Source organism: Halomonas sp. YLGW01, from assembly GCF_014840935.1.
Lineage (GTDB): Bacteria > Pseudomonadota > Gammaproteobacteria > Pseudomonadales > Halomonadaceae > Onishia.
In genome coordinates, this window is record NZ_CP062005.1 from 1,774,244 (window position 1) to 1,796,894 (window position 22,651).

At 61.9% G+C, this 22,651-nt stretch carries 19 protein-coding genes and 2 pseudogenes; 7 read left to right on the top strand and 14 right to left on the bottom strand.

From position 1 onward, the window contains the following. The first annotated feature begins 40 nt into the window (after nt 1-40). From IEJ03_RS08245 to arsB, 4 genes are all read left to right on the top strand, one after another. Entirely contained in the window at nt 41-1,165 is a 1,125-nt protein-coding gene (locus IEJ03_RS08245) for a tricarboxylate transporter (protein WP_192034374.1), read from the top strand. A 74-nt stretch (nt 1,166-1,239) separates the two neighbouring features. Then, nucleotides 1,240-3,189 (top strand): tripartite tricarboxylate transporter permease, encoded by a 1,950-nt coding sequence (locus IEJ03_RS08250; protein WP_192034376.1) that lies wholly within the window; start codon nt 1,240-1,242, stop codon nt 3,187-3,189. 173 nt (nt 3,190-3,362) lie between these two features. Continuing rightward, on the top strand, nt 3,363-4,085 hold the full coding sequence (gene arsH, locus IEJ03_RS08255; protein ID WP_192034378.1) for an arsenical resistance protein ArsH: 723 nt from the start codon (nt 3,363-3,365) through the stop codon (nt 4,083-4,085). A gap of 13 nt (nt 4,086-4,098) precedes the next feature. Beyond that, nucleotides 4,099-5,163, top strand: coding sequence for an ACR3 family arsenite efflux transporter (gene arsB, locus IEJ03_RS08260; RefSeq protein ID WP_192034380.1), 1,065 nt, complete (start codon nt 4,099-4,101; stop codon nt 5,161-5,163). A gap of 74 nt (nt 5,164-5,237) precedes the next feature. On the opposite strand, the gene IEJ03_RS08265 is transcribed toward arsB, so the two are convergent. From IEJ03_RS08265 to IEJ03_RS08290, 7 genes and pseudogenes are all read right to left on the bottom strand, one after another. Beyond that, nucleotides 5,238-5,741, bottom strand: a complete 504-nt coding sequence (locus IEJ03_RS08265; protein ID WP_347401009.1) for a siderophore-interacting protein — start codon at nt 5,739-5,741, stop codon at nt 5,238-5,240. Then, nucleotides 5,727-5,976: pseudogene (locus IEJ03_RS15990) on the bottom strand (siderophore-interacting protein); the annotation flags it as partial. The gene IEJ03_RS08265 and the pseudogene IEJ03_RS15990, both read right to left, overlap by 15 nt. Next, a complete protein-coding gene (locus IEJ03_RS08270) occupies nt 5,969-6,430 on the bottom strand; it encodes a MarR family winged helix-turn-helix transcriptional regulator (RefSeq protein WP_192034382.1) in 462 nt (153 codons plus the stop codon). The pseudogene IEJ03_RS15990 and the gene IEJ03_RS08270, both read right to left, overlap by 8 nt. A gap of 524 nt (nt 6,431-6,954) precedes the next feature. Beyond that, a complete protein-coding gene (locus IEJ03_RS08275) occupies nt 6,955-7,305 on the bottom strand; it encodes a metalloregulator ArsR/SmtB family transcription factor (protein WP_277950323.1) in 351 nt (116 codons plus the stop codon). A gap of 66 nt (nt 7,306-7,371) precedes the next feature. After that, complete coding sequence (gene arsJ / locus IEJ03_RS08280) at nt 7,372-8,607, bottom strand: organoarsenical effux MFS transporter ArsJ (RefSeq protein ID WP_192034385.1); 1,236 nt, start codon at nt 8,605-8,607, stop codon at nt 7,372-7,374. Further along, nucleotides 8,600-9,628: an ArsJ-associated glyceraldehyde-3-phosphate dehydrogenase gene (locus IEJ03_RS08285; RefSeq protein WP_192034388.1), complete on the bottom strand. Its 1,029-nt coding sequence runs from the start codon at nt 9,626-9,628 to the stop codon at nt 8,600-8,602. The genes arsJ and IEJ03_RS08285 overlap by 8 nt, the downstream gene beginning before the upstream one ends. A 516-nt stretch (nt 9,629-10,144) precedes the next feature. Then, entirely contained in the window at nt 10,145-10,873 is a 729-nt protein-coding gene (locus IEJ03_RS08290; protein ID WP_192034390.1) for a hypothetical protein, read from the bottom strand. Between the two features lie 355 nt (nt 10,874-11,228). Here IEJ03_RS08290 and IEJ03_RS08295 point away from each other — a divergent pair, with 355 nt between their 5' ends. Beyond that, complete coding sequence (locus tag IEJ03_RS08295; RefSeq protein WP_192034392.1) at nt 11,229-11,873, top strand: hypothetical protein; 645 nt, start codon at nt 11,229-11,231, stop codon at nt 11,871-11,873. Beyond that, nucleotides 11,870-12,613, top strand: a complete 744-nt coding sequence (locus IEJ03_RS08300; protein WP_192034394.1) for a DUF3307 domain-containing protein — start codon at nt 11,870-11,872, stop codon at nt 12,611-12,613. Before IEJ03_RS08295 ends, IEJ03_RS08300 begins: the two co-directional genes overlap by 4 nt. A gap of 144 nt (nt 12,614-12,757) precedes the next feature. Here IEJ03_RS08300 and IEJ03_RS08305 read toward each other — a convergent pair whose 3' ends face one another. Genes IEJ03_RS08305 through IEJ03_RS08315 form a run of 3 tightly spaced genes read right to left on the bottom strand, consistent with a single transcriptional unit; the run spans nt 12,758 to nt 15,219 of the window. Beyond that, the gene (locus IEJ03_RS08305) at nt 12,758-13,531 is read right to left on the bottom strand and encodes a M15 family metallopeptidase (RefSeq protein ID WP_347400975.1); all 774 of its coding nucleotides are present in this window, start codon (nt 13,529-13,531) and stop codon (nt 12,758-12,760) included. Nucleotides 13,532-13,537: 6 nt separating this feature from the next. Beyond that, the gene (locus IEJ03_RS08310; RefSeq protein ID WP_192034397.1) at nt 13,538-14,803 is read right to left on the bottom strand and encodes a TRAP transporter large permease; all 1,266 of its coding nucleotides are present in this window, start codon (nt 14,801-14,803) and stop codon (nt 13,538-13,540) included. Further along, nucleotides 14,800-15,219 (bottom strand): TRAP transporter small permease subunit, encoded by a 420-nt coding sequence (locus IEJ03_RS08315; protein ID WP_242457905.1) that lies wholly within the window; start codon nt 15,217-15,219, stop codon nt 14,800-14,802. Before IEJ03_RS08315 ends, IEJ03_RS08310 begins: the two co-directional genes overlap by 4 nt. Nucleotides 15,220-15,237: 18 nt before the next feature. On the opposite strand from IEJ03_RS08315, the pseudogene IEJ03_RS08320 reads away from it, so the two are divergent. After that, nucleotides 15,238-16,493, top strand: a pseudogene (locus tag IEJ03_RS08320) (ISL3 family transposase). Nucleotides 16,494-17,198: 705 nt separating this feature from the next. Here IEJ03_RS08320 and IEJ03_RS08325 read toward each other — a convergent pair. From IEJ03_RS08325 to IEJ03_RS08340, 4 genes are all read right to left on the bottom strand, one after another. Further along, complete coding sequence (locus tag IEJ03_RS08325; protein WP_192034398.1) at nt 17,199-18,143, bottom strand: Rpn family recombination-promoting nuclease/putative transposase; 945 nt, start codon at nt 18,141-18,143, stop codon at nt 17,199-17,201. 371 nt (nt 18,144-18,514) lie between these two features. Next, a complete protein-coding gene (locus IEJ03_RS08330; RefSeq protein ID WP_192034399.1) occupies nt 18,515-20,911 on the bottom strand; it encodes a DEAD/DEAH box helicase in 2,397 nt (798 codons plus the stop codon). A 9-nt stretch (nt 20,912-20,920) separates the two neighbouring features. Then, complete coding sequence (locus IEJ03_RS08335) at nt 20,921-21,766, bottom strand: SWIM zinc finger family protein (RefSeq protein WP_192034400.1); 846 nt, start codon at nt 21,764-21,766, stop codon at nt 20,921-20,923. 17 nt (nt 21,767-21,783) lie between these two features. Then, nucleotides 21,784-22,637 (bottom strand): IS5 family transposase gene (locus IEJ03_RS08340; protein ID WP_192034401.1). Its coding sequence is split into 2 segments (ribosomal slippage): nt 21,784-22,283 and nt 22,283-22,637, totalling 855 coding nucleotides; the frame shifts between segments, so codons are not numbered across the junction. Between the last annotated feature and the right edge of the window lie 14 nt (nt 22,638-22,651).

The following is a 22,651-nucleotide window of genomic DNA, read 5'->3' on the forward strand; positions in this document are numbered from 1 at the left end:
CTCTTGACCCAACCACCATAAAAAAACCAGGAGAAACGCCATGAAGACACGCCAATACACTCAGGTATCTCGGCCTCTGGCAAGGCTCAAGAAGACCGCCCTGCTCGGCCTGGCCATCGCCGGCCTCGGCCTGACCACCCTCTCCGCCAGCCAAGCACAGGAGGTGGAAGTACCAGGCAACATCAAGTGGACCATTCCCTTCGGCGTGGGCGGCGGTACCGACGTCTGGGCGCGGTTCTTTTCTCCCTGGCTCAGCGATAACCTGCCGGGCGAACCGACCATCATGATCGACAACGTACCCGGCGGTGGATCGATCAATGGCGCCAACCTGTTCGCGGTTCGTGCACGCAAGGACGGCAGCCACTGGCTCGGCACCTCGGCGTCCACCCAATACCCCGCCATGCTGGATGATCCCCGGGTCCGCTACGACTACAGCGACTGGTCACCGATTCTCGCCACCCCCACCGGCGGCGTGGTCTATGCCCAGCCGAGTCTAGGCGAGACGGCTGATGAAGCCCTCGATAGCCTGACCTCTCAACCGGTCAAGCTCGCCGCCCAGAACCCGACCGGGCTCGAGCTTCCGGTTCTGATCGCCCTGGACATGCTGGGCGCCGATGTTCAGGCCGTGTTTGGCATGCGCAGTCGTGGTGAGGGCCGCCTGGCCTTCGAGCGGGGCGAGGCCGATATCGACTTCCAAACCACCTCAGCCTACCTCAGCAACGTGACCCCGCTGGTGGAAGCCGGTAAAGCCGTCCCGCTCTTCTCTCTCGGCGTCCTCAACGAGGCCGGTGAGATCGTGCGTGACCCCACCTTCCCGGAGCTGCCGACCTTCATCGAGGTTCACGAGGCGCGCATGGGCGAAGCACCGTCAGGCGAGGCCTATGCTGCCTTCCGCAAGTTCTTCGCCTCCGGCTACTCCCTGCAGAAGCTGATCATGGTGCCCAAGGAAACGCCGGCCGACCTGCTCGAGACCTATCGTCAGGCGGCCCGTGACTTCGTCGCCACCGACGCCTTCAAGGAAGCAGCCGCCGCCCAGCTTGGCCCCTATACGCCCGTCATCGGGGAAACCGTGCAGCGCCACCTAGACGATGCCATGGCCATCGACGAGGCCACTCGCGAATGGCTGGCCGAGTGGCTGGAAACGGAGCACGGCGCCAAGATCTGACGCGACACGCCGTCGCCTGTTCACGCCAAGGCGACGGCGGGCTCCTCCCCTACACAACATAAGAGCCATACGCCATGCTCGATATCCTTCTCTCAAGCCTCGGGCAGCTCTTCACGCTGTCTCACCTGATGTTCATGGTTCTCGGGGTGCTGGTCGGCCTCGTCGTCGGCATCATCCCAGGGCTCGGGGGCATCGCCGGCATGTCCCTGCTGCTGCCCTTCCTCTACGGCATGGACCCCACCGTTGCCCTGGGCATGCTCATGGGGCTGGTCGCGGTGATACCCACCGGTGACACCTTTGCATCGGTCCTGCTGGGCATCCCCGGCTCCAGTGCCTCTCAGGCAACGGTGATCGATGGCTTCTCGCTGGCCAAGCGCGGCCAGGCGGCTCGTGCACTCTCAAGCGCCTTCCTGTCCTCGATGATCGGCGGCCTGATCGGCGCCGTGGTGTTGACCGGCTTCATCCTGATCGCACGCCCCCTGGTGCTGTCCTTTTCCTCATCTGAGCTGTTCATGCTGACGCTGCTCGGCCTGTCCATGGTCGCCGTGCTGTCGGGACGCGATCTGTTCAAGGGGCTAGCGGCCTGCGGCCTCGGCCTGCTGGTGGGAGCCATCGGCATGGCGCCGGCCACCGGCGAATTCCGCATGAATTTCGGCCTCGACTATCTCTACGACGGCCTTCCGCTGGTGGTCGTCGGCCTGGGCATCTTCGCCCTGCCCGAAATCATCGACCTGCTGGTCAAGCGCGGCGCCATCGCCGAGGAACCCTGCCAATTGGGTGAAGGTTGGCGTAGCGGCATCCAGGACGTCGGCAAGCAACGCGGCCTGGTCGCGCGGTGTGCCGGCATCGGCAGCCTGGTCGGCACGATTCCGGGGCTCGCCGGGTCGGTGGTCGACTGGCTGACCTATGGACACGCCGTGCACAGTGCCAAGGACAAGAGCCAGTTCGGCAAGGGGGATATCAGAGGCGTCATTGCACCGGAATCCGCCAACAACGCCTGTGCGTGTGGCGCCATGGTCCCGACCCTGCTGTTCGGTGTACCGGGATCCGGCACCGCCGCCGTCTTCCTCGGCGGGCTGTTGTTGCTTGGCCTCCAGCCGGGTGTCGGCATGATCGAGACCCATCTGGATCTGACCTACACGATCATCTGGTCGCTGGCCCTGGCCAACATCCTGGGTGCCGCCCTGTGCCTGATGCTCGCGCGTCCGGTGGCCAGTCTGACGCGAGTGCCCTTCGCCATCCTGGCGCCCCTGATCACCGTGCTGATCATGTTTGCCGCCTTTCAGGCCACCCGTGCCACCGGCGACCTGATCGCCCTTGGGGCGGTCGGCGTGCTGGGCGTGCTGTTCAAGCAGGCCAACTGGTCGCGCCCGGCCTTCCTGATCGGCTTCGTGCTGGCTCCGGGTGCGGAGGGTTATTTCTATCAGGCGGTTCAGTTCCAGGGCACCGATGCCTTCATGCGCCCGGGCGTCATCATCATCGGCGCGATGATCTTCGCCGCCATGTTCATTCCGATGCTCAAAGCCTTCCTGCTCAAGCGTCGCGCGCTGGCGGCGAGCGATACGGAGACTGCGGAGCCGGTCACTCCCCCCACCCTCGGCGTCATTGATATGGTGCTGTTTGCCCTGCTGATCGGCATCGCCGTGGTCGGCTGGATGGACATCTCGGACCTGACGACGCTTGGCGGCATCATGCCTCGGCTGGCGATCGCCATTCTCGGCATCTCCTGCCTGCTCGAGATCCTGCGCTGCACGCTGAAACGGCCGCAATGGCAGCATCAGGCGATGCGTCGGGAAAGCCTGTGGCTCGTGGGTTTCTTCGGCCTGGTGGGCACCATGGTATATGTCGGCTTCATCACCGCGGCGACGATTTTCTGTCTGGTCTTTCTGCTGCTGGTTGCCCGCACCAAGCCTTGGGTAGCCGCCGGCATGTCATTGGGTGTCACCGTCTTCTTGGTAGCGATGGCCGAGTTCCTGACGCTGACCTACCCCGGTGGCTTGATGGATCCCCTGCTCTTCGGCTGATGGCGCGATTCATCAATAGCAAAGCCCCGGACCGGTGTCATGACAGGACACCGGCTCGGGGCTTTTTGGTTCAGGGGCTTACTGGCCTACGGATCGATCCGAGCGGCCGTTGCTTACATATGAAATTACATATATTTTGATTGTCATATCATTCATCACTCCCGGGTTTCCCCATGCCCCCACTCCAGGATCTCCCCAACCTCGACACCGACCAGTTCCACGCGCCTTCGCCAAATGACCTGAACGAGCCCGGCGGTGGCTCCGCTCATCCCCCACGCATCTTGCTGCTCTACGGATCCCTGCGGTCACGCAGCTTCAGTCGCCTGCTGGTAGAGGAAGCCGCTCGGCTGCTTGAAGCCATGGGCGCCGAGACGCGCATCTTCGATCCCCGTGGCCTGCCGCTACCCGATGCCGAAGAGGCCAGTCATCCCAAGGTCGCCGAGCTGCGCACGCTGGCCGAATGGGCCGAGGGCATGGTGTGGTGCTCACCGGAGCGGCACGGGGCCATGACCGGCATCATGAAGGCGCAGATCGACTGGATTCCCCTCTCGCTGGGAGCCGTGCGCCCCACCCAGGGAAAGACCCTGGCGGTGATGCAGGTCTGTGGCGGATCCCAATCGTTCAATACCGCGAACCAGCTGCGAGTGCTGGGCCGCTGGATGCGCATGCTGACCACCCCCAACCAGTCCTCGGTCCCCAAGGCCTTCATGGAGTTCGATGACCAGGACCGGATGAAGCCCTCTTCCTTCTACGATCGTGTCGTCGATGTCATGGAGGAGCTGGTGAAATTCACCTGGCTGACCCGTGGTCGTGCCGACTACCTCACCGATCGCTATTCCGAGCGCAAGGAGAGTGCCGAGCAGCTCTCGGCGCGCGTCAATCAGCGGGCCATTTGAGAGGAGCCAAAGGATGAGCACGGACCTGAACACCGAGACACCCAGCGTCGCCGAAGGCATGGGGCGCTTCGAGCGCTACCTTTCCCTCTGGGTCGCCCTGGCCATCGTCACCGGCGTGCTGCTCGGCCAGTTTGCGCCCGCCATTCCTCAGACGCTGTCACGCTTCGAGGTGGCACAGGTCTCGATCCCGGTCGCCATCCTGATCTGGGCCATGATCTTTCCGATGATGGCCCAGATCGACTTCACCTCGGTGCTGGGCGTACGTCGCCAGCCCAAGGGGCTCATCATCACCACCTCCGTGAACTGGCTGATCAAGCCGTTCACCATGTTCGCCATCGCCTGGTTCTTCCTGATGGTGGTGTTCCGCCCATGGATTCCCGAGCCGCTCGCCAGCCAATATCTGGCGGGCGCCATCCTGCTGGGGGCCGCCCCCTGCACCGCCATGGTCTTCGTGTGGAGCACCCTGACCCGCGGCGACGCCGCCTATACGCTGGTGCAGGTCTCCCTCAACGACCTGATCATGCTGGTCGCCTTCGCCCCGATCGTGGTGCTGCTGCTCGGGGTCTCCGATATCCAGGTACCCTGGGATACCGTGGCACTGTCGGTGGTGCTCTATATCGTCATCCCGCTGGCCGCCGGTTACCTGACACGGCGCACCCTGATCGCCCGCCACGGCCTCGACTGGTACGAGCAGGTCTTCCTGAAGCGATTGGGCCCGATCACGCCGATCGGGCTGATCATCACCCTGGTGCTGCTGTTCGCCTTTCAGGGCGAGGTAATCCTCGAGGCGCCACTGCATATCGTGCTGATCGCCGTTCCCCTGATTCTCCAGACCTTTCTGATCTTCTTCATCGCCTACGGCTGGGCCAAGGCCTGGAAGGTGCCCCACTGCGTGGCGGCCCCCGGCGCGTTGATCGGCGCCAGCAACTTCTTCGAGCTCGCCGTAGCGGCAGCCATTGCCCTGTTCGGCCTTCAGTCCGGTGCGGCCCTGGCAACCGTGGTGGGGGTGCTGGTGGAAGTGCCGGTCATGCTTTCCCTGGTGCGCATCGCCAATGCCACACGACAACAGTTTCCGTGAGCCCCGCACTGGCTCATCTGATGAAACCACTTCGGCAGCTCCCTCCATGCCTTCAAGCCCAGCGCCATCGCCACCTACTCGGCCGCACTGTCTTGCTGCTTGGCCCGCTTGTGGCCATCCTCGGTTTGCCCGATCTTCCGGTAGCTCGACACATAGAGGTGCGACTTGGGCACCTCATGCGACTGCTTGAGGAAACGACGCAGGGCCCGCATGCTGCCGAATTCACATGCCGCCCACACCGCGGGCTGGCCGGCCAGCCACGGCAAGTCTTGCACCTTGTCAAGCAACGGCTTGCCTGTCGGGTCCGGATTCGGGTTGATCACCCAATGCAGCTGGATGTTCTCGGGATGTGCCAGGCATTGTCTATCCGATTCGTGGGGAACCTCGATCACCGCGTGCCCTTGAGCGTCGTCGGGTAGCGCAGCGAGATTGACACTGATGGCGGGCAAGGCCGTCATGTCGCCAGCCAACAGAAACCAATCGGCCTGATGATGGATCAGCTTCCTGGCGCCAGGACCTCCCACCAGAATTCGATCGCCGGGCCTCGCATTGACTGCCCAGGTAGACGCCGGCCCCATGTGCTCGTGCAGGGCGAAGTCGACATCGATTTCCTTTGCTCGCTGATGCCGGATGGTATAGGTCCGCATCAACGGCTTTCCCCTCGCCGCGCGGAAAGATCAGCTTGATATAGGCGCTCTGCTGGTCCGGCGGAAAGTCCGCCAGGCCATCACCTCCCAAGGTGACGCGCCGCATATGTGGCGTGACCTGGGTGGCACGAATGACCTCGAGCTCCCTTGTCCCGGCCTTACCCATGATCCTGACTCCTGTGCTGCTCGGTTTCGTGATCGGTGGCGTTTTCAGTCATGGTGGCGGCGATGCGCAGAAAGGTCTCCAGCTCATCGGTGCTGAGCTGCCCGGTCAAGCAGGTAGCTGCCTCGTCCTCCAGAGCGGCTATCTTCTCGAGCATCTCCAGGCCTGTATCTGTCGGCGTCAAAAGCTGACTACGGCGGTCGCTTGGATTGTCCGAGCGCTCAATCAATCCTTCATGCATCAGATCGTTGAGCACCCTCGTGACACGTGACTTGTCCTGCCCCATGCGCTGCACAATGGCCATGGCGGTGCAGTCGGGTATGCGACCGACGCCTTTCAGCACGCGGATGTGGGTGATAGGCAGCGATATCTGGTGTTGCCGGATATTGGCACGCAACTGCTTCTTGTAGGCATGCAGCAGCCGATGCAGTGCCTCGTTCAGGGAAGGAAGGGCCATAGGACACTCGCTATTTAGTTGGCACATGTCCACTATATATACTTAGTGGACATGTGCCAACTAAATTCGCGTTACGCCCTATCGATAGCGTCTTCTGCAGGAGACCATCGACAATGCAGAATAGCGCCCCTGAGGGCATAAGACCGCTATCCCACCGCTTTCCTTACAGGGAAGACGGCGAGCGAGTACTGGTCGAACCCTGCATCAGAGAAGCCGGCCGCCAACTGCTGGATCAGCCCTAGTACGCGGTTTCGAGTGCGATGGCGGCTTTCGCGAAGTACACGGCCGTCGCCGCATGATATCCGACAGTGAGTTGGCAGGGGTGCGCCCCTGGTGGCGGCGTCCCTGCCCCTTGAGCAGATCGGCGAGGCCCAGGCGCTGCTCCAGCGAAAACGCCATGTCGGCAAGATCGTGCTCGACGTGGACGAATCCTCTTAGCCGCCGGCTTACTCACTCACGGCGATTTACGATAACAAGCAATGGCCACAGGCCTCGCACCGGACCGGTGCGAGGCCATGATCTACTCAGCAGAGCGCGGCCCGACGCTCGGGCCGGTTGCCCATCTTCGCCAGTCGCGCCCCCACGCGCTCGAGTTCTGTGGCCCGCCCCTCGGCCGCCGCCTCCAGCACCGCTAGTGCCCAAGCCGGCAGGCCCGGCTCCAGACGATAATAGACCCACTGGGCATCGCGCCGATCGGCGAGCAGGCCACAGCGACGCAGCTCCGCCAAATGGCGGGATACCTTGGGCTGGGACTGCTCCAGGGCATGCGTCATCTCGCACACGCACAGCTCCTGCTCGCGCGAGATCAGCAGCGTCATCATCAGGCGCGTTTCTTCGGCCAGGCACTTGAAGAGGCGTAACGGGTCGATCGACATCGGCATGTTCCTTACAGGCTAGACCGGGATTTTAAGGCAGACGCCTTGTGGCGCGAAACGCTTCGCTCATCCGGCAGACGCCTCACGCGGCAGCGCCAGGGCCATCAGGGCACTGGCCAGCACCAGGGCGGCGGAGACCCACAGACAGGCGGCCAGGCCCGCGACCTGATATAACCAGCCCGAGAGCAGCGTGCCCGCAAGTCGTCCCATGGCATTGGCCATGTAATAGAAGCCCACATCCATGGACACCCCATCGGCTCGCGCATAGTGCACGATGAGATAGCTGTGCCAGCTGGAATTGACAGCGAACAGCACGCCAAACGCCATCAGCCCCACCACCAGCCATGCCACCTCGGCCAACGGCAACAAAGCGAGCAGCGCCGGCAGCCCGGCCAGCAGCAAAGCCCAGAAGGCGGTAATCCCGCGGGCGCCCCCCTTGACCAGACCGGTCAGCCGCGGCGCCTGGGTCTGTACCCCGCCGTAGCCGATCACCCACAAGGCCAGCAGGCCGCCCACCGTCCAGTGACTCCAGCCATGTTGGTCATACAGAAAGACCGGCAAGGCCACCACGAACCAGACATCCCGCGAGGCAAACAGGCACAGGCGTGCCGCCGACAGCACATTGATGGCCCGCGATGTGGAGAACATCTCGCTGAACTTCGGCTTGCGCTTCTGTCGCCCCAGATCGGCCTTGAGCCGTACCAGGGACAGCGCCAGCACGGCGATCAGCATGACCGCCATGACGATGACCGCCCCGCGGAAGCCGACGACCGTCAGCAGCACGCCGCCAAGGAAGAAGCCGGCGCCTTTAAGCGCATTCTTAGAGCCGGTGAGGATCGCCACCCAGCGATAGAGCGCGCTGCCGGCACTAGGGCTGTCCTTGGGGACCAGCACCTTAACCGCGCTCTTGGCGCTCATCTTGTTAAGATCCTTGGCGATCCCCGACAGCGCCTGGGCGGCCATGACCCAGGGCACGGTCAAGGCGCTGGCCGGAACCATCAACATGGAGAGGGCCAGGAGCTGCAAGCCAAGCCCCACATTCATGGTGCGATTCAGCCCGAGTCTCGCGCCGAGCCAGCCGCCCACCAGGTTGGTGATCACGCCGAAGGCCTCGTAGAAGAGGAACAGCAAGGCCACGTCCAGCGGGGAATACCCCAGCTGGTGGAAATGCAGCACCACCAACATCCGCAACGCCCCGTCGGTGAGCGTGAAGGCCCAGTAGTTGCCGGTGATCAGCAGATACTGTCGCACCTCGAAGGGCAGCGCCCGCAAGCGGTGAAGCAGTGCAGTACCTTCAGCCACGGGCCACCTTCAGCGCCAGCTCGGCGGTCCGGTTGGCATAGCCCCACTCGTTGTCATACCAGGCGTACAGCTTCACCTGGGTCTGGTTGATCACCATGGTCGAGGGGGCATCGATGATCGAGCTGCGGGGATCAGTGCGATAGTCGATGGACACCAGCGGGCGCTCTTCATACCCCAGGATGCCATGAAGCTCGCCCTCGGCCGCTGTCTTCAGTGCCGCATTGACCTCTTCGCTCGTCACCCCACGCTCCAGCTCGAAGACCATGTCGGTCAACGAGGCATTGGCCAACGGTACCCGCACGGCATGGCCGTTGAGCTTGCCCTTGAGCTCAGGGAAGATGGCGGTGATGGCCTTGGCAGAGCCAGTGGTAGTGGGGATCAGGCTCATGCCGCAGGCCCGTGAACGGCGCAGGTCGGGTTTGCTTGGAGAGCTGGGCGCATCAAGGATGGTCTGCGTATTGGTGATGTCGTGCACCGTGGTCATCGAGCCATGACGAATCCCGAAGGTCTCCTGAATCACCTTGACCACCGGCGCCAGACAATTGGTGGTACAGCTGGCCGCGGTCACGATGCGATGCTGATCGGGCTGGTACTGATCATCATTGACGCCCATGACGACGTTGAGCACCCCCGGCTCCTTCACCGGCGCGCTGACCACCACCCGGTCCACTCCCTGATCGAGATAGGCCTGCAGCTTGTCGCGGGTCTTGTGCTTGCCCGAGCACTCGATGACCACCGCACAGCCGGCCCAGTCGCCGTCACCCGGCGCCTGGTGGCCACTGAAGGCGACGCGTTGCCCGTCGATGATCAGTGCGTCCTCCTCTGCGCTGATCCCCTGCCCCGGCGCCCATTGACCATGCACCGAGTCGAATTCCAGCAGGTGGGCAAAGGTCGCCGCGTCACCGCCCGGATCATTGATCCGCACGATCTCGATCTCGCCGGCCGTGACGCGAGCCCACAGGCTCCGCAGCGTCAGCCGACCGATACGACCAAACCCGTTGATACCAATACGTACCGTCATGAAGCGTCCTCTTGGAGTGTGTCAGGAAACACAAGACCGCTCGTGCGAGCAGAGTCTGGGACCGGCTCCGGCCTTGCCGAGCACACAATATATGGGTTTCCATATATATTCTAACTCGAAGGTAGCCTCATGGCAGCCATATCTCGCCACGGGCGATCTACGCTTCCCAAGAGGAGCTCGGGCCCCTCATCCGCCGTCATCAAGCATGCCGGAGAGCATCAAGACCGTCCGGCATGATCAAATGATTCACTCTCGGAGGACGTAGGAAGCGCGGATAGCCATGACTCGGTAACCCAGAAAGGTCCGCGAACTCCCGGCGACTTGTCCGAATCATGACCTTGAAGCGCAGAGGATACGATCTGGCGGGAATAGGCATCGCTCAACTGCAGGGGCGCGACCGGAAGCCGGCTTTCGGTACGAGACAATTGAACTAGAGGCCGACCGACTACCGGGCGGCGGCAAAGCCTCGGCGCTGCCGCCCCACTTGACGCTACTGCGCCACACGCCAGAAGCGAATCAGGAGACGCTGTCCAAGGCCGTGGCCACCTGCTCGACGGCTGCCGGGCCGATGCCCTTGATGTCGGACAGGGTGCCGGCTGCGTGACGGGCCTGGATGTCGCTCGCCATGACGAGACCGTTTTCACTTAGAGTGGTGACGACCTTTGTCGGGAGCTCCAGATCCTCGACTCGCAGGCACTGCTGCTGCTGACGCCAGCGGGTCGCCATGGCCTGTGTGGACTGATCGATAAAATCGCCATACTCACCATCACGCAGGCTGGCGATCAGGCTGCAGAATTCCAGCTGATGCTGCTCGCTCTCGCTGAGCGGAGTGCTGCTGATGACGAAATGCGGCGGCTGGGCGACACACACCTGGTCCTTGACCAGCGATACCGTGACCGTGCCGTCGTCGCTGGCGACAGACGCCGTTGCCTCGCTGGTGCCGGCATTGGCCGCCTTACCACGCTTGGCTTCTTGCTTGGCCTGGGCTTTCTGCAGTTCTTCGCGCGCCAGGTGCTTGGCCTGCTTGGCATCCTTCTTCGCGGCATCCAGCTTGTCGCTGAGCTTGGCATTGCGCGTGCGCAGCTGTTCCGCCTCGTGCTTGGCCTTGTCTCTTGCCTTCTGGGCCTGCTGGGAATCTTTCTTAAGCTGTTGCAGGTTGGCCTTCAGCTCATCGACTTCCATCTGCAGCGTGATGGCACGAACCAGTGCGTCGTCCTGGGTCTCCTGAGTAGCGTTGTCGGTCATGGAATCTCCTTTGTGGTCACAAGAAAATACCCCGCGCCAGCTGAGGCCGGGCGGGGTGCGAGGCGAGCATTGGGTGCCGACCGGCCCTCATACCGCCGGTGGCGAGCGAACATGATAACGGCGAGCACCAACGTTTCAAGCACAGAGGGCTAAAACGGCCGCGGTATGCCCATAAGCGCCGCCCAGCATCGCATCACGCCATGGACGTCGCTGATCTCGGGCTGGCACATCACCCGTCCCTGTTATAGCCTTTTATGGCTATATTTAAATTTAATAGCCTTTTATGGCTATCTATCCTCACGCTTGCTACCTGGCATGATCAATGGGGTCACCCCTCCCCATGGAGAATACGTCCATGAACCAGCCCATCGCGGTGCTAACCGGTGACGTCATCGCATCACAACGAATCGACGACCTTTCCACCCTGTATCGAGTGCTAGATGCTACGCTGGCACACCTTTCCAAGCATCATGGTGGCCGCTTCGAACGCTATCGTGGCGATGGCTTCCAGCTGGCCTTGCCTTCCGCCGAGATCGCTCTGGACACCGCCTTGACCCTGCGTGCAGCGCTGATCATGCACTCCGGTAAAAAACGCTGGGATGCGAGGATCGCCGTGGCAGTTGGGCAAGACTACTGGCAGGCCAATGAAGACCTCGCCACCGCCCAGGGCCCCGTGTTCGTGGCCTCCGGCAAGGCGCTGGATGCCATAAGCGAGGGGGCATCACATCTTGCCCTGGTCCGCCTCGGCGCCCAACAGGATGCTGCGCTTGATCTGCTGATCCGCTATGCGGACGAGCTGGTCGACGGCTGGTCTCCCGCGTCGGCCGAAGTCGCCTACTTACGCCTTTGGCAGGATGAATCCCAGCAGGCCATGGCCGAAAAGCTCGGCATCCGACAGCCCAGCGTGCACAAGCGACTGCGCACCGCCCGCTGGTCGTTGCTGGCCGATACGCTTGACTTCTTTCGACACCGCCTGGCCGAGGAGGGCCGTACCTCATGACTCCTCAGGAACTGGCAACGCTGCTGGGCCTGTTGCTGGCGCATCTGAGCGGCGACTTCCTGCTCCAGCCGCGTCGCTGGGTAGACGAGCGGCGGCGCCACAAGCGACGCTCGCGAGCCCTCTACCTGCATGCCGGAATACATGGCCTGCTGGTGCTACTGGTATTGGGTATCGCCGGCAGCACCTTCACTGTCACCATCACCGGTGCCCTGCTGGTCGCTATCACCCATGGCGTCATTGATCTGGGCAAGGCCTACCTGGCGCCGCACCGCCTGCGCTGGTTCCTGCTGGATCAACTACTGCATCTGGTAGTGCTCGTAGGAGTATGGCTCACCTGGTTGGGCAGCCTGCAGCCGCTTACTGACGCCATCACCTGGCTGGTCTCGCCGAGTGCCTTGACGTTGACCGCCGCCTACCTGTTGATCACACGACCGATGGCCATTGCCATCGCCTTAGCCATGCGCCCCTGGAGCGAGGACGTGGCTGATCCCGGCACGCTAATCGCCGCCGGCGCCCGTATCGGCATGCTGGAACGCTTCCTGGTCCTGACGCTGGTGCTGCTGGATGAACTCACCGCCGTGGGCTTCCTGCTGACAGCCAAGTCGGTGCTGCGCTTCGGCGACCTGCGCGAACGCAGCGACCGCAAGCTCACAGAGTATGTGTTACTGGGCACACTGCTGAGCGTTTCGGCCACCGTTGCCCTGGGTTTGGTTGTTCGTTTTCACCTATCCGGCATCTAACCTATCGAGGGCGGTAATTCGCACTATTTCTTTAATGGCCAGCAGTTTTTTCTTTCACGCAACTCGATCATTCGGAATCCTAGAGCAATTCCCAGACCCCGCGTGGAAAATCAGGCGAGACCCGAAACGAAATCAGCTCGTTATCTATAACTGCCGTCGCCAGCGGTTCTCGACCGTCTCCAGCTCGGCAGGCCCGTAACAGGCGGCCGCTTGCCCTCGGTGATATGCCCAAAGTTGGTCACCCAGATCGTAATGCCACCACTCGCTAGGGAGATTCGTGAAGCCTTGCGCGATCATGGCGTTATATAGCAGGCGTCGATTGTCCCGAGCAGCCAGTTGTCGCTCTGTGGGGGCCTCGAGGCATTCCAGCGCATCGGTGTGAGACTCCCTCACCGCCTCATCGAACAATGTACCCATGTCGAGCAATATCCCGTCGGCATCACATAGCGTGACATCCACCGCCCCACCGGTCAGGTGGGGACTGGGTGCCTGCTGACTTCGGCTGGGCACTGACACAAACTCTCGGGTACGGGTCGTCAGCTCAGCCTCGCTCAGTTCGCTGCGATGTGCTCTCAATGATTCGTAGAGGGTATCAAACAAGTATTGCTGTACACGCCAGGGCCGCCAGCCATCCAGCACCACCAGCCCCATTCCGTCGGGAAGAGCGCGCGCCACCTCGAGAAGGCGGCGATAGGTGGTCTCCTTGACGTAGCACTCATCGATCGCGCCAGGCACCCCTTGCTTGGCATATACCGGGAACACCTTAATGGGCAGGGGTGCCAGACCCAGAGGCATCAACGATTCGTCACACTCCCTGATAGGAATACGGCTCACGGTCGACCAATCAGGCTCCGCCACGTGAGGAATCGGCGTCGCAAAGGATGCCTTGGCCTCTTCTTTTTCTGTCGTCATTGGCATTTTTCTTTACCCCAGGACCGTCGGCAACCACAGCGTCAAAGACGGGAACACGATTAGTATCAAAAGGACCCCAATGGCTGTCAGCACAAAGGGCCAGATCGTGCGAAACAGCGATACGATTTCAAGCCGGCTCACTGCGGCTGCGACGTAGACACACGCCCCCATCGGCGGCGTGATCAGCGCAATGGTGATATTGAGCGTGATGATGATCCCCAAGTGCACCGGATCGATACCCGCCATCATGGCTACCGGCGAGAAGATCGGCGTCAATAACATCAGGGCCGAGACTTCTTCCATAAACATACCGGTCACGAACGTGATGCCACTAAGCATCAGCAGAATGACAATGGGCTGCGAAATATAAGGCGTGAGCAACTCGACAAACTGGGACGGCACCTGGGCATAGGACAGCAACCAGCTGATCGTTGCCGACGCGGCCATGATCAGGAAGATAGCCGACGTGAGGCGTGTGGTTTCGACAATCGCCTTCCAGAAATCTTTCAGGTTCAGATTTCCAAGCACCATGCCGCACAGGGCAACATAGAGTGCTGTCAGCGCCCCAGACTCCGTTGGCGTGACAAACCCCATCACGATACCCGCCACGATGATGAAAGGTGCCACCAACGCCGGGAAGGCGCCCAATGCCGCGATGCCCAGCTCTCGTGCCGAGGGGAAGCTTCCTTGCTTGGTCATCCCGTGCCGCCAGGCATACCAGGCATTCATGCCCATGAAGGCCACCCCCAGGATCAGCCCGGGTATCACGCCCGCCAGGAACAGGTCACCCACGGAAGTGTTGGTAAGAGAGGCATAGAGGATCATGAAGATACTGGGCGGAATGATCGGCCCAATCAGCGAGCTACCCGCCGTCAGACCCGCCGCGAATGCGGTGGAATAGCCATCCTTGCGCATTGCGGGCACCAGCAGCGAGCCGAGCGCTGACGTATCGGCCACAGCAGAGCCATTCACCCCGGCGAAGAACACACTCGAGACGACATTGACGTGCCCCATGCCACCGCGAAAATGGCCGACCAACAGCCGCGCCAACCCCATCAGCCGATCGGTCAGGCGACTGGCGTTCATGAGGTTACCCGCAAAGATGAACAACGGTATCGCCATCAGCGAGAACACATTGATGCCGCTGAAGAATTGCTGCGGCACCATGCTGAAGTCCACGAACAGGAACCCCACCAAGGCCGTCGTCAGCAGGCTGATGAACAGGGGCACTCCCAGCAACACATGGGCCAGGAAGACCCCCAGCATGGTGAGTGTCATTCGACCTCCTCCGTGAGCGTCTTGAGCGGGGCCGGCCCATAGAGCAGCGCCTGCCATGCCAGCAGGGCAAAACCAATGGGGACCGAGAGCATGGGGATGGTGCGGCTGATGCCCAGCCCCGAGCTCGTGAACATCGAGACCGACAGCGCGTACTGGTAACTGACCACCGCACCGCCGACGGCCAGGCAGAGGGTAAGCAGCCACTGATACACGTTGAGCAAACGGCATAGGGACCGCGGCAGGAGCCGCTCGATCAGTGCTACGCGCATGTGGCCGCCCTCGACCCAGACAGCCCCCGCCGCAAGCAAGACACTGGCAATGATCAGGAATCGTGCCAGTTCATCGGTCCATATCGGGGCTCTTCGCCGATGAGTGTGGAATTCAGCCCCTGAGCTGAGCCAGGTTATGACCTCCACATGGACAGGAGGTAGAGCATGGACGGCACCCAGATTCTGACCCTCGGCCTAGGCCTGGAAGCGCCCTGGGTTCTCAAGGACCAGCACCTGGATACCTCCGTGTCGCCCCACCGCCTGGACCTCCATGTCGAGGCCGAGCGAGGCAGCCTCTACCCGTGCCCAGAGTGCGGCAAGGCCTGCCCGGCCCATGACTTCGCCGACAAGACCTGGCGGCACCTGAACTTCTTCCAGCACCACTGTTACTTGCATGCGCGCGTCCCGCGCACCAAGTGTCCCGAGCATGGCGTCAAGCGCATCGAGGTGCCTTGGGCACGGCCCGGCAGCGACTTCACCTTGTTGTTCGAGCAAGCCGCCATGTCGCTGATCAAGGAGATGCCGGTGCTGGCCGTCTCCCGGCAGATGGAGATCTCCGACAAGCGCTTGTGGCGCATCGTGCATCACTACGTGGGGGGATGCTGGGCCAGCTGGACCTGTCCGAGGTCGAGGCCATCGGCCTAGATGAGACGGCCTCACGCCCCGGCCAGGGCTATGTCACCGTGCTCCTCGATATGCAGCGTCAGCACGAGCCCGTGATCTTAGCTGTGCCCGGTCATGGCAAGGCCGCCATCGAGGCCCTCGGCGCCTTTTTGGCCGAGCACGGCGGCGACCCGGGCAGCGTGGTCGAAGTGGTCTGCGACATGTCCCAAGTCTTCCTGAACGGCGTGGCCGAGTACCTGCCTAACGCCGAGGTGACGGTCGACTGGTTCCATATCGTGCAGATTTTCTCCAAGGCCCTGGACGAGGTCCGCAAGCGCGAGCGACGTCAGCAAGCCCACCCCAAGGCGCTGCGCTGGGCGGTACTGAAGAACACTGAGGCCGGCACCCTGACGGCCAACCAGATCACCGCCCTCCAGGAACTGGTGAGCGACCGTAGCGCCACGGCGGATGCCTGGATCATCAAGGAGAAACTGAGGTGGATCCAGCAGGCGTCGACGCCACGGGGCGCTCGCTGGCGGATCACCCACTACCTGAACGTGATGCGCGATGCGGTGGCCGACAACGCGCTCCTGAAACCGATGGCGAAAGCCCTGAACACGCTGGCACGACATGCCGAGCAGGTGGTGAGGCGCTGGCTCTCCGGCCTGACCAACGCGCGTCTGGAAGGCATGAGCGGTCTGTTCCAGGCAGCCAGGTCACGTGCACGCGGCTACCGGAACGAGGCCAACTTCATCGCCATGATCTACCTGATCGGTAGCCCCGTGGGGCGCATGCTGGATCACACCAAATCCATATGAAGTGACGAAGAACCCTTAATAGCCCATTGTTTGAGGAGTCGTGACCGATAAGGGCAATTATCGCAACCCGCTGATCCGCCACGCCCTGCCCATCGACATCGAACGCTCTGGGCCACTGACCGCTCCCGGTTCTGTTTCCATATCAACGCTGGGCCTTCGTGGTCGACCACCCGGTTCCCGTATCGACGCCTAACGGTATGGTGTGGGTCTTGAGCACCCGGTACATCGTGGCTGCCAGGCCAGATCGCGGCCCTAGCCTACTGGGGCAGCTTCAATGACAACGTGGTCAACGGCGATAGTCTGGAGCGTTGCAGCGGACCAAAATGGCTTGTACTCCTTGGACCGACAGCGGGTTGTGTGGTGCTGAGCAATCAGTGTCGTCGTCAGGTAACGCTCACGCCTGGCCTCCACCTGCTCTGGGGCGTGCCCATGTGCTAGGTCGTCGACACGCTACGCTGACTCGTTCATCGGGGCGATCGCCAGCACGATATCAAGACCGCTTCCAGAAGCTGAGCCGGAAGCGGGTACCAGGGTCAGCGGTACTGTGCTGGCCCTGGCATGGTATCGACCAGGGTGAGTCCGAGGCAGGACATCGGCGATGGGTCCTGGTTCACATCCGATGCTCCTTGACAGCATCGGTAGGCACGCCGATGAGGTCAGTTCAGAGACTGCTTGCCGGACAGGATGGGAAAGTGCTCTCAGCACTTAATTCTGGCCACCCAGGGCTTGAACATCCGCCAACGCGAGGCCAGTTGCCTCCGCGATCTGTTCATCAGTCAGCACGCCCAACTGAATAAGGTTTCGGGCTGTCTGTTCGGCTCGCCGTTGCTCACCTTCCTGTCGCCCTTCCTGTCGCCCTTCCATCCGCTCTTTCTTTGCCCAGTTCTCTAGGTTCTCTGCCAGCATGTCTCTGTCCTCCACCAAGCTGTTGAGCTGCTCCAGGTTAATACCAGCCCCAAGCCATCGAAGATGGCGCTTCAACCAGCAGGTGATGATGGCATCCGTGCGTTCCTTATGGGGATCATTCTGGATGATACCCACAATCCGATCGACGGCCTGTTGTAGGGCTTCTCGGCTGCCCACTGCATTCTCGATGCTGAACACACCGCTCAGCGGGGTCTGCCGCTGGCCCAGCTCCTCGGCAGTATAGCGCCCCTCATCAATCAGATAGTATCGCAGGTGCGGCTGATAGACCCGTAGGAAGGCAGGTGGTTCAGGCTGCACCATGTCGTAGATGTCTTGCTGTGCCGTCCAGCGCTCCGAGCCGTTGTAGAGCACGATGGGCAGCACAGGCGGCAGCCCTTGACTCGGCGTCGTGACGTGGGTCTTGAGCAGGTGGTCGTAGAAGCAGGCCACGTAGTGCATCAGACGGATCGGCATGGTGCGATCCACCGAAGATTGAAACTCGAGCAGGATGTACAAGAATACCCGCTGCGTCACGCCTTTCCAGGTGACTTCGACAGACCACACCACATCCTCGAACTTTTCCTCGAACAGCGGCGTAATATAGTTGCCACTGTGGTTCTTGAGGGTGCTGAAGTCCATCAGCTCAGCGATCTCGCTAGGCGCGAAGCCTTCAATCAGCTGATGAACGAACTCCGGGTAGCTGAACAGTTCCTTGTAGCCGGTATCGTAGTGATTGGTGGCCATGCGCCCTCCTGTCAAGGTCTCCGCAGCCTATCATAAACGCCGCTCTCCCCTTACCTTGCCGCTTTACGCTATTTACCTGATGCGTAAAGAAAAAAAGCTCGTCCAGCGGACCCGCCCAACGCTATCGATCAGCCCAGAGGCCTTCAAGAACCGAATAATCGCTTAGATCGGTGTCCACGATGACTAGGTAAGATCAGTCATGCAGCGCCGTCTGCGGGGGATGGTAAAGGTACCGCCAACAGATGCCGCGGACATTACGCGGCAGGCCTTGGCATGGCCTTCCGTCAGCATATACGCCCGTGCAGTCCGCCAGGCACGGATACCGTTTATGCCACGCTCCCTTCAGAAGGCACACGAGCGACTCACACTCACTACTCCACCGGCGCGAAAAGCAACGCCAGATCTTCCTCATCGAATAGGGGGCCATCGTTCGACCGCTCACTACCACCCGCCAGGATCGAGGCGGCCAGATCCGCCTTACGCGCCTGCAGGTTGAGAATGCGCTCCTCCACGGTGCCGGCACATACCAGCTTGTAGACGAACACCGGATTCTGCTGCCCCATGCGATGAGCACGCCCGGTGGCCTGCGCCTCCACCGCGGGATTCCACCAGGGATCGTAGTGAATGACGGTATCCGCCGTGGTGAAATTGAGTCCGGTACCGCCGGCCTTGAGGCTGATCAGGAAGACCGGAATCTCGCCTTGCTGGAACAGCGCTACCCGCTGGGTGCGGGTCTTGCCCGGGGTGTCGCCGGTAAGGGTCGTGTAGGGAATATGGTCGTCTTCCAACGCCTGACCAATCAGCCCGAGCATCTCGGTGAACTGCGAGAAAACCAGGATGCGCCGTCCGTCCTCGATCAGTGGCGGAAGCAACTCGCGCAGTTGCTCCAGCTTGGCTGAACGGCCCACCTTCTTCGCACTGTCTAGCTTGACGAGACGGGGGTCACAGCAAACTTGCCGCAGCTTAAGTAGTGCATCCAGCATCACGATACCGGAGCCGGCCAGGCCACGCTCGGCGATGGCCTGCTGTACCCGTTGGTGCTGGGCCAGGCGCAAGCTCTCGTACAGCTCCCGTTGGCTGCCGGTCAGTGTGATCTCGCGCTGACTTTCGGTCTTGTCGGGAAGTTCGCTCAACACCTGCTGCTTGGTTCGTCGCAGCATCAGTGGCGCGATGCGCCGCGAGAGCCGCTGGCTCTGCGCGACGTCGCCATCCTTTTCGATCGGGGTGCGAAAATGCTGCCCAAACCATTGCTGGCTGCCCAACGCCCCCGGCGCAACGACATCGAGCTGGGCCCACAGCTCGCCCAGATGGTTCTCCAACGGCGTCCCCGTCATCGCCAGCGCCCGCTCAACGGTGAGCTCGCGCACGGCGTGCGCTGTCTGGCTCGCCGCATTCTTGATCGCCTGAGCCTCATCGAGCACCAATAGACCAAACGTCTGTTTCTGCAACAGGGCCACATCGCGAATCAGCAACGGGTAGGTGGTCACTACCAGGTCGGCCTGGGGGAGTGTCTTCTCGATCTGCTGATGACGCCGAGCTTTGCTGCCCTGCAAGGCGATCACCTTCAAACTCGGTGCGAAACGTGCGGCTTCGGCACACCAGTTACCCACCAGACTGGTAGGCGCCACTACCAACACTGGCCCTTCCAGCGCACCGCGGGCACGCTCATCGAGTACATGTGCCAGCACCTGAACCGTCTTGCCAAGCCCCATGTCATCGGCGAGGATGCCTCCCGTGCCGAGCTCGGAGAGAAAGCGCAGCCAGGCCACGCCACGGGCCTGATAGTCGCGAAGTTGTCCGGCAAAGCCTGGTGGCTGAGGCAAGCTGACGGGTAGCTCACGTAGGCGTTGAGCCAAAGCGGTCACATTCTCGCGCCCCGCCCAGCGTTCGTGTTCAGCCAAGGGCGCAAGCTGCTCCGCCGCTGTCAGTGGCAGCTCGAGCGCCGCCTCGGGATCGCTTTCATCCTCCAGCCAGTCGAGGATTGGCGCCATCAGCGTCCGCAGCTTGGCTAGCGGCAGCACCAGCTGCCGGTTATCCGGCAGGCTCAGCGTCCACGTCGCATCTTCAGTTTCCCCTTCGCCGGCTTCCAGCGGAAAATCCTCACGTGTCAGCAGCTGGCGTAGGATCGGCAGTAGGTTCAGACGCTCACCTGCCACCTCGATATCCAGCGCCAGATCGAACCACCCGTTGCCGGCTGGCTCCAGCTCGCCGTGCCAGCTCTCCGGCTCGAGGCGGATTGGCTCCTCGGGAAAGTCATCGCTGAACACGACCAGGCACCCCGCCTGACGCAGCTGGGCGATCATGTCCCACCAACCATCGGGGTCCGCCAAGTGGGTCGGCCACTCCTCTGCGCTGGTCGGAGGCATGTCATCGATGGGAAGCAGCAACGTCCAGGGTGGCAATTCAAGATGGTCCGGCACCCTCTGCAGCTCGGCCAGCCGCTCCAGCGTCACCATCCCAGGCGGCAGGGCGCGCACCAAGGCCAGCTCCGCCTGAGGATCGCGCTTTATCGTCAGCCGCTGACCGTCTCGGTAGCCCTTAGCGACCTCGCCTTCTTCGGGCGGCACCTCGATCCCGTCATAGTCAAAGCTGACGACCGCCGCCCCTGTCTGTATCCAACGCGGTAACGGCGCACCATGACGGAAGCCAATTTGGCCTTCAGCCACCACCATGGTCACCTTGAGTCGCGGTGCCACGTCGTCCAGCGTCTGCTCCGTCACCCGACTGGGCGCTGGCAGCTGGGCGGTCAGCACCGAAGACTGGCGCAACCGATCTTCTCACCAATCGCTGATCTCAGGCGGCAGTGAAGGTGCCCGGCGCAGCAGAGTCATCAGCCGGGGATCGCCGTGCATTCGACCAAACTGGCCATGCGCGGGATCGAGGTAACAGAGTTCGCGCCCGGCCCTGATGATGATGGCGTCGGCCGAGAGCATGTCAGAGGGCGTCGTCGACGGCTGCAGGTGCTGAACCCCCTCCTCATCGACCTGCCAGCTGGGCGTCAAACGACACTCGACGCCATATTCCAGCTGAGGCCCTGTTTGCTTACCGTAAAACAACAGCGGTGGCGTAGCACTGTCCAGAAGTGCCCATAGCGCCCGCGCCTGAAACGGTTGTGAGATCAACGTCCATGAATGCTGCGTACTCGGCCAGGGCCTATCCACCTCGCCATGCAGAAGTTGATCAAGCGCTTCTTCCTGTTCAGGCTCCCAACCGGACTTGGGGACCGGCAATAACTGGCCCATGGCACTCACGTCGATGCTACGAGGCGAGACCCACCCTTTACCGCGGCTCCGCTGCTTTGAGGGCCGCAACCACACGGGTGACACGGCCAAGACTGGCTCATGAGCAAGCCGGCCGCTTTCCAGAAACAGGCCTAGCCGATATTCAGCGCTGACGTATTGACTCTCCGGCAATACCGCCGGGGGCTGCTCCCATTGATCAATCCAGCGATTCCATTGCTGCTTGAGTGTTTCTACCTCGTCCTTTCCTGACGGCGCAACTTGCGATTGAGACTGACGTGTCTGGGATGTTTCCGTCCCCTGCCCAAACTGATCAAGAAAGGTCTGGATCAGTGCGACGGCATGTTTGCAATCTACGCCGACGGGGCAGCTGCAATCCGACATCAAAGCCCCACGCTGGCCTAGGTTCTGTCTGAAAAGTCTGCTCTCAGGCAACGATCTATGCACGCCAGGCATACCATCGCCCTGAAGCTGCTGGCCAATTTATCGTAGCGGGTGCAGACCCGACGTAGCTCTTTGATCCACCCGAAGCAGCGCTCGATGATGTTTCGCTCTCGATAACGGGGCTTGTCGAAGCCCCGTTGGGCGCCAGGGCGCGGTTTTCGCTTCATCTTGCGCCGGGCAATGATCGGCTTCATCCGGTGCCGGTCGCAGTAGCGGCGAAGCGGATCGCTGTCATAACCCTTGTCCGCCACGATGTAGCGACAGCGCTTACGTGGTCTGCCCCTGCTTCCAGGCAGATGAACGTGTTCCATGGCAGGGATGAAGTGGCGTGTATCCGAGTCTTGCCCAGGCGAAAGCGTGAAGGTCAGTGGCCATCCATGCCGGTCACAGACCATGTGGATCTTGGTCGTCAAGCCGCCTCGGCTGCGGCCCAGAGCATGGTCTATGGGTTCTTGGTGCCCCCCTTTTTGCCGCCCCCAGAGGCGGCGCGGGTGGCGCGAATCGACGTCGAGTCGATCATCCAAGTGTCCAGGTCCATCAGGCCATCTTCTCGCAAGCGGAGCTGGAGACGCGCCAGGATGGTCTCGAAGGTGCCGTCATCGCGCCACTGTCGGAAGCGGTCATAGACCGTCTTCCAAGGACCGTAGCGCTCTGGAAGATCGCGCCACTTGGCGCCCGAACAAAGGATCCAGAAGATACCGTTCAGCACCTGGCGGTCATCGCGGCGGGGGCGCCCCGTTCTCTGGGGTGGCGACACGATATCCTCGATGAGAGCCCAGCCGTTATCGGAGATCTCGTAGCGTCCTGTCATGGCTCACCTATGCT